The 15,797-nt window shown below is 71.6% G+C and carries 16 protein-coding genes; 9 read left to right on the top strand and 7 right to left on the bottom strand.

The window, feature by feature from the left end; genetic code table 11:
* The first annotated feature begins 51 nt into the window (after positions 1-51).
* Positions 52-978: an NAD-dependent epimerase/dehydratase family protein gene (locus DEJ30_RS15720; RefSeq protein ID WP_110862634.1), complete on the top strand. Its 927-nt coding sequence runs from the start codon at positions 52-54 to the stop codon at positions 976-978.
* A gap of 53 nt (positions 979-1,031) precedes the next feature.
* Here the strand turns inward: DEJ30_RS15720 and DEJ30_RS15715 are convergent, their stop codons facing one another.
* The 3 genes from DEJ30_RS15715 to DEJ30_RS18320 form a co-directional block, all read right to left on the bottom strand.
* Positions 1,032-2,381, bottom strand: coding sequence for a fibronectin type III domain-containing protein (locus tag DEJ30_RS15715; RefSeq protein ID WP_146238618.1), 1,350 nt, complete (start codon positions 2,379-2,381; stop codon positions 1,032-1,034).
* Positions 2,382-2,700: 319 nt separating this feature from the next.
* Positions 2,701-4,521 (bottom strand): DEAD/DEAH box helicase, encoded by a 1,821-nt coding sequence (locus DEJ30_RS15710; RefSeq protein WP_110862632.1) that lies wholly within the window; start codon positions 4,519-4,521, stop codon positions 2,701-2,703.
* A 91-nt stretch (positions 4,522-4,612) separates the two neighbouring features.
* On the bottom strand, positions 4,613-5,077 hold the full coding sequence (locus DEJ30_RS18320) for a MarR family winged helix-turn-helix transcriptional regulator (protein ID WP_181420175.1): 465 nt from the start codon (positions 5,075-5,077) through the stop codon (positions 4,613-4,615).
* 96 nt (positions 5,078-5,173) lie between these two features.
* Here DEJ30_RS18320 and DEJ30_RS15700 point away from each other — a divergent pair, with 96 nt between their 5' ends.
* Complete coding sequence (locus tag DEJ30_RS15700) at positions 5,174-7,423, top strand: MDR family MFS transporter (RefSeq protein WP_258370001.1); 2,250 nt, start codon at positions 5,174-5,176, stop codon at positions 7,421-7,423.
* Between the two features lie 75 nt (positions 7,424-7,498).
* Positions 7,499-8,086, top strand: a complete 588-nt coding sequence (locus DEJ30_RS15695) for a TetR/AcrR family transcriptional regulator (protein WP_110862631.1) — start codon at positions 7,499-7,501, stop codon at positions 8,084-8,086.
* Positions 8,087-8,382: 296 nt separating this feature from the next.
* Here DEJ30_RS15695 and DEJ30_RS15690 read toward each other — a convergent pair whose 3' ends face one another.
* Complete coding sequence (locus DEJ30_RS15690; protein WP_110862630.1) at positions 8,383-9,141, bottom strand: SDR family NAD(P)-dependent oxidoreductase; 759 nt, start codon at positions 9,139-9,141, stop codon at positions 8,383-8,385.
* A gap of 68 nt (positions 9,142-9,209) precedes the next feature.
* Here DEJ30_RS15690 and DEJ30_RS15685 point away from each other — a divergent pair, with 68 nt between their 5' ends.
* Both DEJ30_RS15685 and DEJ30_RS15680 read left to right on the top strand, forming a co-directional pair.
* Positions 9,210-9,788, top strand: coding sequence for a TetR family transcriptional regulator (locus DEJ30_RS15685; protein WP_110862629.1), 579 nt, complete (start codon positions 9,210-9,212; stop codon positions 9,786-9,788).
* Between the two features lie 49 nt (positions 9,789-9,837).
* On the top strand, positions 9,838-10,248 hold the full coding sequence (locus DEJ30_RS15680; protein WP_110862628.1) for a VOC family protein: 411 nt from the start codon (positions 9,838-9,840) through the stop codon (positions 10,246-10,248).
* Between the two features lie 19 nt (positions 10,249-10,267).
* On the opposite strand, the gene DEJ30_RS15675 is transcribed toward DEJ30_RS15680, so the two are convergent.
* Positions 10,268-10,537: a hypothetical protein gene (locus tag DEJ30_RS15675; RefSeq protein ID WP_071245932.1), complete on the bottom strand. Its 270-nt coding sequence runs from the start codon at positions 10,535-10,537 to the stop codon at positions 10,268-10,270.
* Positions 10,538-10,631: 94 nt separating this feature from the next.
* Between DEJ30_RS15675 and DEJ30_RS15670 the strand changes: the two genes are divergently transcribed.
* Positions 10,632-11,507 carry a DUF808 domain-containing protein gene (locus DEJ30_RS15670; RefSeq protein ID WP_110862657.1) on the top strand — a complete coding sequence of 292 codons (876 nt, stop codon included), beginning with the start codon at positions 10,632-10,634 and terminating at the stop codon, positions 11,505-11,507.
* A 95-nt stretch (positions 11,508-11,602) separates the two neighbouring features.
* On the opposite strand, the gene DEJ30_RS15665 is transcribed toward DEJ30_RS15670, so the two are convergent.
* Positions 11,603-12,484 (bottom strand): SDR family oxidoreductase, encoded by an 882-nt coding sequence (locus DEJ30_RS15665; RefSeq protein ID WP_110862627.1) that lies wholly within the window; start codon positions 12,482-12,484, stop codon positions 11,603-11,605.
* 84 nt (positions 12,485-12,568) lie between these two features.
* Here DEJ30_RS15665 and DEJ30_RS15660 point away from each other — a divergent pair, with 84 nt between their 5' ends.
* The 3 genes from DEJ30_RS15660 (at position 12,569) to DEJ30_RS15650 (ending at position 15,067) form a co-directional block, all read left to right on the top strand.
* A complete protein-coding gene (locus tag DEJ30_RS15660; protein WP_110862626.1) occupies positions 12,569-13,147 on the top strand; it encodes a TetR/AcrR family transcriptional regulator in 579 nt (192 codons plus the stop codon).
* A 37-nt stretch (positions 13,148-13,184) separates the two neighbouring features.
* Positions 13,185-13,619: a VOC family protein gene (locus tag DEJ30_RS15655; RefSeq protein WP_110862625.1), complete on the top strand. Its 435-nt coding sequence runs from the start codon at positions 13,185-13,187 to the stop codon at positions 13,617-13,619.
* A gap of 62 nt (positions 13,620-13,681) precedes the next feature.
* Positions 13,682-15,067: an FAD-binding oxidoreductase gene (locus tag DEJ30_RS15650; protein ID WP_110862624.1), complete on the top strand. Its 1,386-nt coding sequence runs from the start codon at positions 13,682-13,684 to the stop codon at positions 15,065-15,067.
* A 119-nt stretch (positions 15,068-15,186) separates the two neighbouring features.
* On the opposite strand, the gene DEJ30_RS15645 is transcribed toward DEJ30_RS15650, so the two are convergent.
* A complete protein-coding gene (locus DEJ30_RS15645) occupies positions 15,187-15,582 on the bottom strand; it encodes a hypothetical protein (RefSeq protein ID WP_110862623.1) in 396 nt (131 codons plus the stop codon).
* Positions 15,583-15,797: the final 215 nt, after the last annotated feature.

Here is a 15,797-nt window from a genome sequence, read left to right as displayed (position 1 = left end):
TGCTGACGGGGCACCGCGGTCGCCGGGCCCGGCCGACGGAAGCGGGACACCATGTCACACCACCTCGTGATCGGCGCAGGCCCGGTGGGCCGTCACGTCGCTGCCCTGCTCACGGAGCGCGGCGACCGGGTCACGGTCGCCACCCGCTCGGGTCGCGACACCGGCCTGGAGGCAGTGGGTCACGTCGCCCTCGACGCATCGGACCCCGACGCACTCACCCGGGCCGCCGACGGCGCCGCCGTCCTCTACAACTGCGCGAACCCCGGCGCCTACCCGGAGTGGGAGCGGGCGTGGCCACCACTCGCCGCGTCGCTGCTCACCGCAGCCGAACGGACCGGTGCCGTGTACGCGATCACCGGCAACCTGTACCCGTACGGTCCGGTCACCGGGCCGATGCACCCGGGTCTGCCCGATGCCGCGACCGACCACAAGGGCGCCCTCCGTGCCCGGATCTGGGCGGACGCCCTGGCGGCTCACCGTGCTGGTCGGATCCGCACGGTCGAGGTCCGCGGTTCGGACTACGTCGGCCCGGGCATCGGCGGGAACGGCCACGTCACCCGGGTGCTCCCGGCGGCCCTGCGTGGGAAGCCCGTGACGATGATCGGCCGGACCGACCTGCCGCACACGTTCACCGACGTGCTCGACGTCGCTCGCACCCTCGTCACGACGGCGGCCGACGACTCCGCGCACGGCCGGACCTGGATGGTGCCGAGCAACCCACCACGGACGCAGCAGCAGGCGCTGACCGAGGTGCTGGCGGCGGCCGGGAAGCCCCCGGTGCCGGTCCGACGCCTGCCGGCCGGCGCAGTCCGTGCCCTCGGGCTGGTGTCACCGATGCTGCGCGAACTCGCCCAACTGGGCTACCAGTGGACGGCCCCGTACGTGGTCGACGACACCGAGACCCGGACCCGCTTCGGCCTCGAGCCCACCCCGTGGGACGAGGTGTGCCGGCGGACGGTCGCCGGGATGACCGCATGAGGGCGGGGCGGGACGCGCCGTTGCGTCCCGCCCCGCCCCGCTCGTGCCGCGGCTCAGGACACCTGGAGCCGCGAGTACTGCGCCGACGAGAGCTGCTCGGCGGCACCGCCGTCGGCGCCCACCCGCCAGAGCCCGGGCGTCGGACCGCCGTCGATCACGACGAACACGTCGCCGTCCTCGTCGGCGGCGCCCACGAAGGCACCACGACCGTTCGCGGTCGGACCGCTCATCGTGTGCTCGCTGAGCGTCCCCGCGGCGTCGCGGGCGACCAGGTGTGTCAGGGTCTGGTCGACGTGGCAGCCCTTCGGGCTCCCCTCGCTGGCCGACGGGCACCACTCCGCCGACTGCAGCTGCGTGAGGTGGGTCGAGTTCACCGCGGCGTACTGGAACGCGGTGCGGGGTTCGAACAGCGTGATCGTCGTCGATGCCGCGGCGATCGCGTACCAGCCGGAGTACCCGGACCCGCCGAACGCCTGGAAGCTGACGTAGAGCGTGCCCTGGCCGTCGGCGAGCAGGCCGTTCAGGTATCCGAGGCCGCTGCCGTTCGGCGCGACGACCGTCCGCTTGGTGACGGTGCCTGCCGGGCTGGCGGTGTTCACCACGCCACCGCGGCTCGTGCTCGAGAACGTCGACACCGTGCCGTCACGGCCGACCGCCCACAGCGTGCGCGTCGCCGAGCTCTCGGGCGGCGCGAAGGCGACCACGCTGGCAGCAGCGCCGCCGCGCACGGACAGCTTCTGCACCGCACGGGTCACGGAGTCCACCCAGTACAGGTTGCCCTCGGCGTCGGAGCGCAGGTCCGGGGTCAGGTGCAGACCGGACGCGATGGTCTCGGTCTCGCCGCCGTCGGCCGGGTGCAGCAGGATCGCGGTGCCGTCCACCGACGGTGTGAATACGTCGCCGTCGGCGTTCGCGGTGAAGCCGGCGCCGTCGGTCGCGACCGTGGTGGGCTCGTCCGTGCCCGAGGTCGGGAACCGCACGACGTCGCCGTTGCCGTCGAGGGCGAACAGCGACTGCGTCGTCTCCGGCTCGGGCGCCGGCGGTGACGTCCACCGCAGCGTGACCGTGCGACCGGTCCCCCGGTGGCCGAGGGCACGCACCGAGAAGCGGTACGTGGTCGCGGGCGAGAGCTCGTCGAAGCGGTCGGAGCGGGCGCGCGGGTGGAGTCGGTGGACCTGGTGGTCGTGCCGGTTCGCGACGGCGTCGACGGCGACCTTCCAACCGGTCACCTTGGCGCCGCGGTCCGGGCCGCGCCACGTCAGCGTGGCACTGTCCGCGTCGCCGGTGACGCGGACGGCGGTCGGTGCTCCCGGCACCGACGGAGAGGTGTGCGCCGTCGCCGGCACCGCACCTCCGAAGACGAGCGCCGCGGCGGCCACCGCGGTGATGAGTGCTCGGTACACGATGGTTCCCCTGCCTTCCCCGCGGCTCCCTGCGTCACGGCTCCGGGTATCACAGCACCCTGCGGACTCCAGGGGAACGCCTGCGGGCGGGATCTGCGGTTCCCCGCACCGCAAGATGCCGCAGGTCCGGACCGGCAGACGCCGTCGTGTTCCCGAGACACCGCCGAATCCGACGGCGTCTCGCCGACTCGGCGGCGTGGAACCGACACGACGGCGTCTCGGGGGCCCGGGACCCGCACCGACGACGGACGGGAGGCCCGGTGCCAGCTAGCACCGGGCCTCCCGTCAGAAGGGGGTCGCGTCTCGGACGCGGCGCGTCTCAGTAGCGCGGCTTGCGCTCCGGACGGTCGTCACGGTCACCGCGCGGCGCGCGGTCCTCGTACCGGCGCCCGCCACCACGGCGGTCCGGGCGGATCTCGATGAGCTTGCCGCTGATCCGGGTGTCGGTCAGGCGGTCGAGCACACCGGCGTCCATGTCCGCCGGCAGTTCCACGATCGAGAAGTCCGGACGGATCTGGATCGCACCGAAGTCGTCACGGCGCAGACCGCCCTCGTTCGCGAGGGCACCGACGATCTGGCGCGGCTCGACGCGGTGGCGGCGGCCGACCTCGATGCGGTACGGGGTCATCGGCTGCGAACGACGCGGTCCGCGGTCACCACGGTCGCGGTCGCCTCCACGGTCGCCGCGGTCGCTGCGCCCACCACGGTCGTCGCGGGCACCACGCTCGTCGCGCTCGCTGCGACGGGCGTCGCGCTCCATCTGGGTGCGGAGGGCGTCGTCGGCTGCGGTGAGGAGCAGCGGCGAGTCGCCCTGCGCCACGACGGCCAGGGCTGCGGCGACGTCGTCCGAGGGGACGTCGTGGTGCTCGACGTAGTGCGCGATGACGTCGCGGAAGGCCGCGATCCGGCCCTGGTCCTCGAGCGCCGCGGTGATGGCGTCGTCGAAGCGGGTCAGGCGCGTCTCGTTGACGTCGTCGATCGTCGGCAGCTGCATCTGCGTGAGCGGCTGCTTGGTGTGGCGCTCGATCGCGGACAGCAGGCGACGCTCGCGCGGGGTGACGAAGCTGATCGAGTCACCCGAGCGGCCGGCGCGACCGGTCCGGCCGATGCGGTGCACGTAGGACTCGATGTCGACCGGGATGTCGAAGTTCACGACGTGCGTGATGCGGTCGACGTCGAGACCACGGGCGGCGACGTCGGTGGCGACCAGGATGTCGAGCTTGCCCGACTTCAGCTGGTTGACGGTGCGCTCGCGCTGGGCCTGGGCGACGTCACCGCTGATCGCGGCGGCGGCGTACCCGCGGGCACGGAGCTTCTCGGCCAGGGTCTCGGTCTCGCTCTTGGTGCGGACGAAGATGATCATGCCCTCGAAGTCCTCGACCTCGAGGATACGGGTGAGTGCGTCGACCTTCTGCGGGTACGAGACCATCAGGTAACGCTGCGTGATGTTCGCGGCGGTCTTCGTCTTGGTCTTGACGGTGATCTCGGCCGGGTCGGTCAGGTACTGCTGCGAGATGCGGCGGATCTGCGCGGGCATGGTCGCCGAGAAGAGCGCGACCTGCTTGTCGTCCGGGGTGTCGGCGAGGATCGTCTCGACGTCCTCGGCGAAGCCCATCTTGAGCATCTCGTCGGCCTCGTCGAGCACCAGGTACTTGAGCTCGGACAGGTCGAGCGTGCCCTTCGCCAGGTGGTCCATGATGCGACCCGGGGTGCCGACGATGACGTCGACGCCGCGGCGCAGGGCGGAGAGCTGCACGCCGTACGCCTGGCCGCCGTAGACCGGCAGGACGTGGACGTTCTTCATGTGCGACGCGAACTGCTCGAACGCCTCGCAGACCTGCAGGGCGAGCTCACGCGTCGGGGAGAGCACGAGCGCCTGGGGCTTCTTGCTGCCGGACTCCATGCGGGACAGGATCGGCAGCGCGAAGGCCGCGGTCTTGCCGGTGCCGGTCTGCGCCAGGCCGACGACGTCGCGCCCGGCGAGGAGCGTGGGGATGGTGGCTTCCTGGATGGCGGAAGGGGTCTCGTAGCCGATGTCCTTGACGGCCTTGAGCACAGCGTCGCTCAGGCCGAGATCGGCGAACGTCACCACGGGCCCGTCGTCGAGGGTCTCAGTGGTGGGGGTGGTGTCCGTGCTCATACCACCAACGGTATCTCGAATGCGCGCTCCGCAGGGACGGGAGGCCCGTGGCGACGCCGCCACGGGCCTCCCGTCCGTCCCCCTGGTCACGTCACGAGCGCGTGGTGCCGATCCCCAGGACCGCGTCGGCCCGGTCGTTCAGTCGCGTCAGCATCTCGGCGAGCGAGCGCAGCTCGTCCGAGGCGAACTCCCCCGTCAGGTCGTCGAACACCTCGGCGCCGGCGGCGTCCAGCTCGTCGAGCAGTCGTCGGCCGGCGGGGGCGAGGGCGACGAGCGTGGCGCGGCCGTCCGCGGGGTCGGGCGCCCCGACCAGGTGCTCGGCCTCGATCAGCGAGGCGACCCGGCGGCTGATCACCGGGCGCGACAGCCCGGTCGCGTCGGCGATCGCGGTCGCCCGGACCGGGCCGTGCCCGGCGACGGCTCGCAGGATCACGCGGGCCGTCGGGTCGAGCCCGCCCCGGGACTCGATGAGCGAGGAGCGCAGGGTCTGCCGGACCCACAGCCGGTCGAGCTGGGATCGCAGAAGTCGCTCGGCGGCACGCCGGTCGTCGGTCACGCGCTCAGCGTAGCGGGCACATTTAGTTGCTTGCCGGAAGCAACAGATGTATCGTTGCGCGGTCTGCAAAGTTTCACAGCCAGAAAAAGGAGTTCGATGACCGCCACCGCACCCGTCCCGGTGCAGCACGGTCGGCACACCGCCGAGGCCCCCGCGGCCTCCGGGGGCGCCGGCCAGCAGCCGCTGATGACCCACCGTCAGATCCTCCTGGTGATCTACGGCCTGATGGCGGGCATGTTCCTGTCCTCGCTCGGCCAGACGGTGTTCGGCACGGCGATCCGCACGATCGGCGACGACCTGCACGGGCTCGACCAGCAGGCCTGGGTGACGACCGCGTACCTCATCACCTCGACCATCGCGACGCCGATCTACGGCAAGCTCTCCGACATCTTCGGCCGCCGCCCGCTGTACATCTTCGGCATCGTCGTCTTCATCCTCGGCGCCGTCCTGTCGTCGATGTCGACCTCGATGCTCATGCTCGCCGCCTTCCGCGCGGTGCAGGGCATCGGTGCCGGCGCGCTGATGTCACTGCCGCTCGCGATCATGGGCGACATCCTCGCCCCGCGCGAGCGCGCCAAGTACCAGGGGTACTTCCTCGCCGTCTTCGGCATCTCGTCCGTCATCGGCCCGCTCATCGGCGGTCTGCTCGCCGGTTCCTCCGAGATCCTGTGGATCACCGGCTGGCGCTGGGTGCTCCTGATCAACGTGCCGATCGGTGTCGCGGCGCTCCTCATGGTCATCGTGTTCCTGCACCTGCCGAAGGTGCACGGCGCCGGCGACGCGAAGCCGAAGGTCGACTGGTGGGGCGCGACCGCCGTCATCGTCACCCTCGTGCCGCTCCTGCTCGTCGCCGAACAGGGCCGCATCTGGGGCTGGGGCTCCCCCGCCGCCATCGCCTGCTACGTCGTCGGTGTCGTCGGCCTGATCGGCCTGCTGCTCATCGAGTCGAAGATGGGCGACGCGGCGATCATCCCGCTCAAGCTGTTCCGCTCGGGCACGTTCTCGATGGCGACCGTCATCGGGTTCCTGGTCGGCTTCGCGATGTTCGGCGCGATGCTCACCATCCCGCTCTACCTGCAGATCGTCGTCGGACTGACCCCGACCGAGTCCGGCTTCGCGACGCTGCCGCTCGTCGGTGGTCTGATGATCGCCTCGATCACCTCGGGTCAGATCGTCGCCCGCGTCGGCCGGTACCGGATCTTCCCGGTCATCGGCACCGCGCTCGTCTCCGCCGGCTACGTCGTCCTGACCTTCATGACGATCGACAAGCCGCTCTGGTTCCTGATGATCGGCATGTTCCTCATCGGGCTCGGCCTCGGCTCGGTCATGCAGTCGCTGACCCTGGCGTCGCAGGGCTCCGTCGAGGCTCGTGACATGGGCGTCGCCACGTCGTCCGCCACGTTCTTCCGCCAGATCGGTGGCACGCTCGGCACCGCCGTGCTGCTGTCCATCCTGTTCTCGGTGATGCCGGCGAACATCCTGACCGCGACCGCGAACCAGAAGGACCTCGGTCCGGCGCTCGACGCCGCGCTCAACCCGACCGTCGCCAGCGCGAAGGCGAACCAGGGCGCCATGGACAAGATCTGGACGCCCGTCGTCACCCCGCTGACGAAGACCGTGCAGTCGCAGCTCGACGCCGCCTCGGCGAAGGCGAAGCAGGCCGCCGACGCCGCGGTCACCGAGCAGGTCACCGCGGCCGTGCAGCAGCAGGTCACCGCCGGTGCCGTGCCCGCCGCAGCAGCGCAGACCGTCATCGACCAGCAGGTCGCCGCGGCCACGCCGGCCGCCGAACGGTCGGCACTCGAGCAGGTCGCCGACCAGGCGCACGCCAGCGTGCAGGACGGCACCGTGTCCGTCGACTGGGCGGACGCCGGACAGCGCTCCTACTGGGTCGACGAGCTCACCCCGGAGCTGGCGAAGAAGATCGACGACGGCAACACCACGAGCGACAGCGCCACCAGCACGAACGACACCTCGTTCCTGACCGGTGCGGACAGCCGCCTGACCCGGCCGTTCATGGCGGGCTTCAACGCCTCGTCCGTGACGATCTACTGGGTCGGTCTCGGCGTCATCCTGCTCGCGTTCGTGCTGACCTGGTTCTTCCGGGTGCCGCCGCTGCGCCAGCGGTCCGCCCTGCAGGAGCAGGCCGACATGTCCGCCGAGGCGCAGCTCGAGGCCGAGGCGGGCGCCGCCGCAGCCGAGGCCGGCTCGTTCACGGGCCCGATGACCGGGTCCGTGCCGACCGGTTCGGGTTCGACCGGTTCGGGTTCGACCGGATCGGGTTCGACCGGATCGGGTCCCACCGGATCGGGTCCGACCGGATCCACGCCGACGCACCGTCGGTGACCGACCGGGGCGTCCGTCCGTGCCCCTTTCCGGGCGGGCGCCCCGCCCACACACACCAACCCACCAGGAGTCCACGTGATCACCACCCCGGCAGCGGCTGCGGCAACGGAGCCGTGCACGCTGCGTGAACGGAAGAAGCAGCAGACCCGGCAGGCACTGCACGACGCAGCGCTCACCCTGGTGTCCGCGCACGGGCTCGACGGCGTCACGGTCGAGCAGATCTGCGCCGACGCCGACGTCTCCCCCCGCACCTTCTTCAACTACTTCTCGTCGAAGGCGCACGCCGCGCTCGGGCTCGACTCCGTCGAGGTCCCGGAGCACTCCGCGGCCTGGTTCGCCGAGGCCGACGGTGCCCTGGTCGACGACCTGTGCACCCTGGTCGCGGCCACCGTCCCGCTCTCGCAGGACCGCCTCCGAATGAAGGAGCTGCTCGTGCTCCGGCCGGAGATGTCCTCGATGGTGATGCAGTGGATGGCCGAGTCGCGCCAGTCCCTGCTCAGCGTCGTCGGCACCCGCACGGACGCGCAGACCGCCCGCACCGCGGTGACCCTGGTGATGTCGGCGCTCAGCGAGGCGGCGCACCGCGAGACCGTGCGGAGCAACGACGAGCTCGCGGACCGGCTCCGTGCCGTCGTGCGCGAGATGGCGGCGCTCGTCTCCTGAGCCGCCGCCGCCGGCAGGCTCACCTTGTCGAATCGGGCGTACCTGGCAGGAAGTTCCTGCCCGGTACGCCCGATTCCGCTTTCCAGTGCACCTGTTCTGGGAAGGAACGTCGCGCCGTGCGCGTGCCCGGAGCCGGACGGGAGGCCCGTGGCGGTGTCGCCACGGGCCTCCCGTCCGTCAGGTGTCCGGGTGGCGAACACGCCGTCGTGTCCGCCCGACGCCGCGAAGTCGTCGAGACGCCCCCGTTCCCGGAGGCGTCTCGACGTGACGACGGCGTCTCGTGCCGCAGCAACGGGTCAGACGACGGACCAGCCGCCGTCGCTCGGCAGCACCGCACCGTTGACGTTCGCCGAGTCATCGCTCAGCAGCCAGGTGATGGCGGCGGCGAGCTGCTCGGGCTGGGCGACCGGCGGGATGGTGGTCTGCATGATCGGACCGACCCGGCGGGCCGCGTACTCGCTGCGCATCGGTGCCTCGATGTTCGTGGCGACCGCACCCGGTGCCACGGCGTTCGCCCGGATGCCCTGCGGCCCGTGGAAGAACGCGACGCTCTTGGTGTACCCGGCGATGGCGTGCTTCGACGAGGTGTAGGCAGCACCGGCGGCCGAGGCCTTCAACGCGGCCTCGGACGCGACGTTCACGACCGAGCCCTTGCCGGCGGCGATCATCAGCGGCAGCACCGCGCGCGTCAGGCGCATCGGGCCGGTGACGTTGACGCTGAAGACACGCTCCCAGGTGGCGTCGTCGACCTCGTCCGGCGGCAGGAACGCGTCCATGATGCCGGCGACGTTGGCGAGCCCGTCCACCCGGTCGCCGGCGGCGGCGATGAGTGCGTCGATGGTCTCGCTCGCGGCGACGTCGCCGACGACGGTCTCCACGGCGAAGCCCTCGAGCTCCGAGCGGAGTGCGTCGAGTCGCTCGGCCACGACGTCGGTCGCGATGACGCGCCCGCCCTCGTTCGCGATGCGCGTCGCCGTGGCGCGTCCGATGCCGGAACCCGCTCCGGTGACGATGATGGTCCTGCCGGTGAACCGTCCGGCGGTGGTGTCGGTCATGTCGTCTCCTCGATGAGAGGCGCTCACTGCGCCACACCGGTTATAGCACTCAGTGCCGAAAGGTCTCCATGAGCTCGACGAACGACCGTCCGACGGGGCGCCCGCGCACCATCGACCCCGACGCCGTGTCCCTCGTCGCACTCCGGCTGTTCGACGAGCAGGGCTTCGACGCGGTGTCGATGGAGGACGTCGCCTCGGCGGCCGGGGTGAGTCGTCGGTCGCTCTTCCGGCTGTTCCCGAACAAGGCAGCGCTGGTGTGGGGCGGTCTCGACGAGTTCGCCGCACGGTTCCGCGAAGCCCTGCGGTCACGGCCGGCAGACGAGCCCTCGGCGGTGGCGCTCCGGGCGGCCTACCGGATCGGAGCGACGTTCCCGGACGACGCGGTCGAGGTCACCCGACACCGACTCCGGGTCATCCGCGCGAACCCGTCGCTCGAGCACGTCGGCGCCGCCACGGTCACGGCCCTGACCGACGAGATCCTGCGGTACGTGGCCGAGCGGGACGGGGTCACCGCCGACGACCTCGTCGTGGCCGTGCGCGCCCACACGCTGGCCGCCGCCGCGAGCGCCGCACTCACCTGGTGGGCACTGCACGGCGACGGACGGCCGGAGGACGTCGTGGAGCGCGCACTGGCGCTGCTCGGCTGACGAGTCCCCGGGGTTCCCCCACTCCGCACACCGGAGTACCTTGCCGGGCATGCACACGACCGGACCCGCGCCGTACTTCCAGTTCGCCGGCGCCGCCAGGCAGGCCCTCGAGCACTGGCAGCGGGTGTTCGGTGGCGAGGTGCAGATCGCGACCTACGCGGACTTCTCCCGCACGGACGGTCCGGCCGACGCCGTCGCGCACGGCCAGCTCACCGGCGAGCTGCAGCTGTTCGCCGCGGACCCGAGCGAGCGCGACACCCCGTTCTCGGCGACGGGGCTGCTCTTCTCACTGCTCGGCGCTGCGGAACCGGGCGTCCTGCGTCGGTGGTTCGACCAGCTCGCCGAGGGCGGCACGGTCGTCGACCCGCTGCAGCAGCGCCCGTGGGGCGACTGGGACGGCACCGTCCGTGACGCGTACGGGGTCACCTGGCTGATCGGGTTCGAGGACTCGGCGCGCTGAGTCCCGCCCGCTGCAGCGCCTACTGCTGGTCGGACGGCAGCAGCGGCGCCCAGAAGGCGTCGGGACCGTCGGCCTGCACCGCGTCGCGCTCGAACCGGAACCCGTAGTCGCGCACGAAGTCGAGGGCCGCGGCCTGCTCGTCCTCGGCGTCGTCGTGGTCCGCGTCGAACAGGTACACCCCGTGCCCCATCGCGACACCGGCGTCGCTGATGACGGAGAGGTCCCAGCGCCCCTGTTCGGAACGCTCGATCCGGACGACGGCGGCCTGGGATGCGGTGAAGTCAGCCATGTCGCGAGCCTACGGACGCCCCGTGGCTGGCGTTCAGGATGCTCCGCGGCCACTACGCTGTGCACGGTCACAGGTCAGACGAGTGGAGAACGAATTGTCAGTCGGATTGCTCGCCGTGGTGGACGACATCCTCTCCGCAGCCCTCAAGGCCAGCGCGAAGACCGCCGGGGTCGTGATCGACGACGCCGCCGTCACGCCCCAGTACGTGCAGGGCCTCGAGCCCGCTCGTGAACTCCCGGTCGTCGGGCGCATCGCCCTCGGCAGCCTGTTCAACAAGTTCATCATCATCATCCCGCTGGCCTTGCTGCTCACGGCCTTCGCACCCGGGGTGCTGCCGTGGCTGCTGCTGCTCGGCGGCACCTACCTGTGCTTCGAGGGTGCCGAGAAGGTCACCGAGTGGTTCGGTGTCCACCACGAGGGCGGGTCCGACGAGGCCGTCACCGAACCGAAGCTCGTCTTCGGCGCCATCCGCACCGACCTCATCCTGAGCACCGAGATCATGCTCATCGCACTGGCGGGCCTCGATCCAGACCTGGGGCTCTGGCCGACGCTCGGCGCCCTGATCGTGATCGGTCTGGTCATGACCGCGGTCGTCTACGGCGCCGTGGCACTGCTCGTGAAGGTCGACGACATCGGCCTGCAGATGATGAAGAACTCCGTCCGCCGCACCCGCCGGATCGGTGCCCGCATCGTGCGTGCGATGCCGATGGTCTTCCGGGTCATCAGCGTCATCGGCACGGTCGCGATGCTGTGGGTCGGTGGCCACCTGGTCATCGCGAACCTCGCCGAGACCTTCTGGCACGGTCCGTACGACCTGCTGCACGTGATCGAGCACGCGCTCGAAGCCGCAGGCCCCGTCGTCGTCTGGATCGCCGACACGGCCGTGTCGGCCGTGGTCGGCCTCGCGCTGGGCATGGTCGTCGTCGGCATCGTGCTGGGCATCGGCCGCCTGCGCGGCAAGCGGCACTGACGCGGCTGCACGGCGGACGGGAGGCCCGTGGCGGTCCGACGCCGCGCCTCCCGTCCGGCGCACCGCGCGCCCACCGCTGACGGTGCGAGCCGCACTCAGCGCTGCACGTTCTCCAGGTCCTCGAGCAGGCTCGGGTGCGTCGGGACCCAGCCGAGCGCTCCGCGCGTGTGGGCACTCGACGCCGGCTGGTCCATCGCGAAGATCGGCGCGAACGCGCCGAACGTCTCGTCGGCCACCCGCTCGACGGGCAGGCCGAGCCGACGCCCGATGACCTCGGCCAGGTCACGCACCCGGTCGCCCTCGTCGGCGACCGCGTGCCAGACGGTCCCCGCCGGAGCACCTTCGAGCGCGAGCCGGAACAACACCGCGGCGTCCGCGGCGTGCACGGCGGGCCACCGCTGCTCGCCGTCGCCGGGGTAGCCCGCGACCCCCGCCTGTCGGGCCGCCTCCGTCAGGATCCCGGCGAACCCGCCCGTGCCGTCCGCGTGCACGGTGCGCGGCAGCCGGATCGCCGAGACCCGGACACCCCGTGCCGCCAGGTCGAGGGCGGCGAGAACGGATCGGGCTCGCCCCGCGACCGGCCCCTCGAGCGGGAGCGGGTCGGTCTCGACCGATGCCCGACCAGGCTCCCACGGTGTGCCGGAGACGACGACGAACGGGCGGTCGCTGCCGACGAGCGCCTCGCCGAGTGCGGCCATGGCGGCACCTTCCTCGGCGATGCCCCGCTCGAGCGCCTCCGCCGAACTGAAGTCGTTCGAGAACGCGAGGCTGATGACCCCGTCGGCGGCGCGTGCGCCCTCGCGCAGCACGTCGAGGTCGGTGAGTGCACCGCGGGTGGGGGTCGCCCCCGCGGCGACGAGGGCAGCGGTCGACCGGTCCGACCGGGCCAGGGCCGTGACGGTGTGCCCGGCTGCGATGAGTTCGGTGACGACCGCGGTGCCGATGGTGCCGGTGCCGCCGGTGACGAAGACGTGCATGGTGCTCCTCAGAAGTGATGGGACTTTTGTACCGTCACCGTACACCCGCGATGGGACAATTGTCCCGTCGCGTATGATCGTCCCATGGTGCGATGGCAACCCGGGGCCCGGGAACGACTGGTCCTGGCCGCGGTCGACCTGTTCTCCGAGCAGGGCTACGACGAGACGACCGTCGCGCAGATCACCGACCGCGCCGGTGTCACGAAGAGCACGTTCTTCCGGCACTTCCCGGACAAGCGCGAACTGCTCGTCGCCGGGCAGGAGACCCTGAGCCGGCTCCTGGCCGAGGGGATCACCGGCGCACCGGCCGGCGCCACCCCGCTCGATGCCGTCGCCGCGGGACTGGAACGGGCATCGGACGAGATGGGACCGCTCAACCGCGAGCTCGGACCACGACTGCGAGCGGCCGTCGCCGCCAGCGCCGAGCTGCAGGAGCGCGACGCCCTGAAGAGCGTCGGGATGGCCGCGGCCATGACCGACGCCCTGGTCGGCCGCGGTGTCGCCGACGCGCCCGCTCGACTGGCCGCCGAGATGGGTGTCCTGGCATTCAAGCAGGGCTTCGAGCGGTGGTCCGGTGTGGGGCGCGCGGACGACGACCGGCTGGCCGACCACGCCACGGCCGCGCTCGCGGAGCTCCGAGCCGCGGCCGCCCAGCTCGGCTGAGCGGACGCCGGTCGCGCATCGTCGTATCCTCGGCGCCATGGCAACGGTGCGACAGGTCCAGGTGACGTTCGACTGCGCCGAGCCGGAGCGTGTCGCCCGGTTCTGGTGCGAGGTCCTCGGGTACGTGGTGCCACCGCCCCCACCGGGGTTCGCCGACTGGGACGCGTTCGACCGGTCGCTGCCGCCGGAGCACCGAGGATCGGCCTTCGCGTGCGTCGACCCGACGGGTGCCGGGCCCCGCCTGTTCTTCCAGCGCGTCCCCGAGGGCAAGACGGCGAAGAACCGGGTGCACCTGGACGTCCGGGTCGGCACCGGGATGGTCGGTGCCGAACGGCTCGCGGCCCTCGACGCCGAGAGCGCCCGACTGGTCGGACTCGGCGCCACCCAGGTCCGTCGCATGACCGCGGACCAGGTGAACGAGTCGTGCATCGTCATGCAGGACGTCGAGGGCAACGAGTTCTGCCTGGACTGACCGGCGTATCGTCGACGGACCCGAAACCGCACCGCCGCGCCACGGAAGGACCCCCACCCCGAATGACCGTCACCACCGCCTCCGACGCCACCGCCCTCGAACACCTGCTGGGGTCGGACCAGGTGCTCCGCGACCCGGAGTCGCTCGAGCGCTACCGTCACGACGACGCCGAGTGGGCCGACTCCACCGCGCCGCTCGCCGTGGTCCTGGCACGCAGCACCGACGACGTCGTCACCGCCGTCCGCTGGGCAGCAGCCGCGGGTGTCCGGGTCGTCCCCCGTGGTGCCGGCACCGGCCTGTCCGGCGGTGCGAACGCGATGGCCGACTCGATCGTCGTGTCGCTCGAGCGGATGAACCGGGTGCTCGAGGTGAACACCGACGAGCGCTACGCCGTCACCGAGCCCGGCGTCATCAACGACGCACTCCGCGCGGCGGTCGCCGAGCACGGCCTCTGGTACCCGCCGGACCCGGCGAGCTCGGCCATCTCGACGATCGGCGGCAACGTCGCGACGAACGCCGGCGGCATCTGCTGCGTCAAGTACGGGGTCACCCGCGACTACGTGCTCGGCATGACCGTCGTGCTGGCCGACGGATCGGTGGTCGAGCTCGGTCGCCGGACGGCGAAGGGCGTCGCCGGGTACGACCTCACCGGGCTGATGGTCGGTTCCGAGGGCACGCTCGGCATCGTCGTGTCGGTCACCGTGAAGCTGCTCCCCCTGGCCGGCCGTGACGAGCGGGCGGTGATCGGGTACTTCCCCTCGCTGACCGCAGCGGGCGACGCCGTGGCCGCGATCTCGCGCGCGGGCATCATCCCCGCGGCACTCGAGATCGTCGACCGCACCTGCCTGCGAGCCGTCGACGCCTGGATGCACCTCGGGCTGCCGGCGGACGTCGACACCCTGCTGCTCGCACGGGTCGACGAGCGCGGTGCGGCCGGCGACGGGATCGCCGACCACGTCGCCGACGTCTTCGCGCGGGCCGGCGGCACGGACGTCGAGCGGGCCACCGATCCCCAGGACATCGACCGACTGTTCCAGGCCCGCCGACTCGCCTACCCGGCACTCGAACGGCTCGGTCCGGTGCTGACCGAGGACATCTGCGTGCCGCGGAGCGCGGTGCCCGAGATGCTCCGGCGGATCCAGGTGACCGCGGACGCACAGGGCGTCACGATCGCGAACATCGCGCACGCCGGCGACGGCAACCTGCACCCGCTGATCATCGCGCCCGAGGGCGACGACGCCGCGAAGGCCCGTGCGAAGACCGCGTTCGACCAGATCGTGGCGGACTGCCTGGCGCTCGGTGGGACCGTGACCGGTGAGCACGGCGTCGGGCTGCTGAAGCTGCCGGGCCTGCGGGTCGAGCTCGGCGACCGCGTGCTCGCGATGCACCGCTCCGTCAAGGACGCGCTCGACCCGGCGGGGACCCTGAACCCGGGCAAGGCGTTCTGACCGGGCAGACGACGGACGGGAGGCCCGGTGCCAGCTGGCACCGGGCCTCCCGTCCGTCAGGTGGTCGCGTTCAGCGACCGGTGTGCGTCACGCAGGAGCGCATCCGCACGCACGCCCGCTCAGTGGCGACGGAAGTACCCGTTCGCGCCACCGACGTACATCAGGATGGTCGCGATGAGCACCGCGATGCCACCGATCCAACCGAAGGCGTTGCCACCCGAGGCCGCGCCGACGCCGACACCGATGAGCTGCAGGATCGCGAGGACCGTCAGCACGATGCGGGCCCAGTTGCGGCCGTCGCGCATCTTGAAGACGATGATGAGCTCGATCACGGCGAGGATGAACGCGAAGATCGCGCCGCCGACGAGCGGGGCGGTGCCGACGTCCTGTGCGGCGGACGAGCTGCCACCCGAGACCAGACCGATGATGCCCTGCAGGATGTTCGCCAGGACCACGACGAGCCAGATGACGAACGAGACGGTGACGGAGGTGGGACGACTGGACGTCGATGCCATGGGGAATGCCTTTCTCTATGGACCACGTTCAGCGGCCTCTCAGAGAACGTACTTGCAGGCGCGCTCGCTGTCCGGATGAGCCCGAAGGTCACAGAGCGGTAACGACGGCGAATCCGTCCAAACCCTTCGCCGCAGGGTGCCGAATCACCTGCAACGACCGGGAAACACCCGGAGCGCTCACCAGCCGCACATCGCTGGTTCTCCACCCCACCGAG

This window comes from Curtobacterium sp. MCPF17_003 (assembly GCF_003224385.1).
Classification (GTDB): Bacteria; Actinomycetota; Actinomycetes; order Actinomycetales; family Microbacteriaceae; genus Curtobacterium; species Curtobacterium flaccumfaciens.
Note: the sequence above shows the minus strand (reverse complement) of the source record. Positions and strands in the feature narration are given on the sequence as shown.

Excerpts from the sequence above, each read along its gene's own strand:
- DEJ30_RS15720 (WP_110862634.1), top strand. The coding sequence starts at position 52 with ATGTCACACCACCTCGTGATCGGCGCAGGCCCGGTGGGCCGTCACGTC.
- DEJ30_RS15710 (WP_110862632.1), bottom strand. The coding sequence starts at position 4,521 with ATGAGCACGGACACCACCCCCACCACTGAGACCCTCGACGACGGGCCC.
- DEJ30_RS15700 (WP_258370001.1), top strand. The coding sequence starts at position 5,174 with ATGACCGCCACCGCACCCGTCCCGGTGCAGCACGGTCGGCACACCGCC.
- DEJ30_RS15690 (WP_110862630.1), bottom strand. The coding sequence starts at position 9,141 with ATGACCGACACCACCGCCGGACGGTTCACCGGCAGGACCATCATCGTC.
- DEJ30_RS15685 (WP_110862629.1), top strand. The coding sequence starts at position 9,210 with ATGAGCTCGACGAACGACCGTCCGACGGGGCGCCCGCGCACCATCGAC.
- DEJ30_RS15680 (WP_110862628.1), top strand. The coding sequence starts at position 9,838 with ATGCACACGACCGGACCCGCGCCGTACTTCCAGTTCGCCGGCGCCGCC.
- DEJ30_RS15675 (WP_071245932.1), bottom strand. The coding sequence starts at position 10,537 with ATGGCTGACTTCACCGCATCCCAGGCCGCCGTCGTCCGGATCGAGCGT.
- DEJ30_RS15665 (WP_110862627.1), bottom strand. The coding sequence starts at position 12,484 with ATGCACGTCTTCGTCACCGGCGGCACCGGCACCATCGGCACCGCGGTC.
- DEJ30_RS15660 (WP_110862626.1), top strand. The coding sequence starts at position 12,569 with ATGGTGCGATGGCAACCCGGGGCCCGGGAACGACTGGTCCTGGCCGCG.
- DEJ30_RS15655 (WP_110862625.1), top strand. The coding sequence starts at position 13,185 with ATGGCAACGGTGCGACAGGTCCAGGTGACGTTCGACTGCGCCGAGCCG.
- DEJ30_RS15650 (WP_110862624.1), top strand. The coding sequence starts at position 13,682 with ATGACCGTCACCACCGCCTCCGACGCCACCGCCCTCGAACACCTGCTG.
- DEJ30_RS15645 (WP_110862623.1), bottom strand. The coding sequence starts at position 15,582 with ATGGCATCGACGTCCAGTCGTCCCACCTCCGTCACCGTCTCGTTCGTC.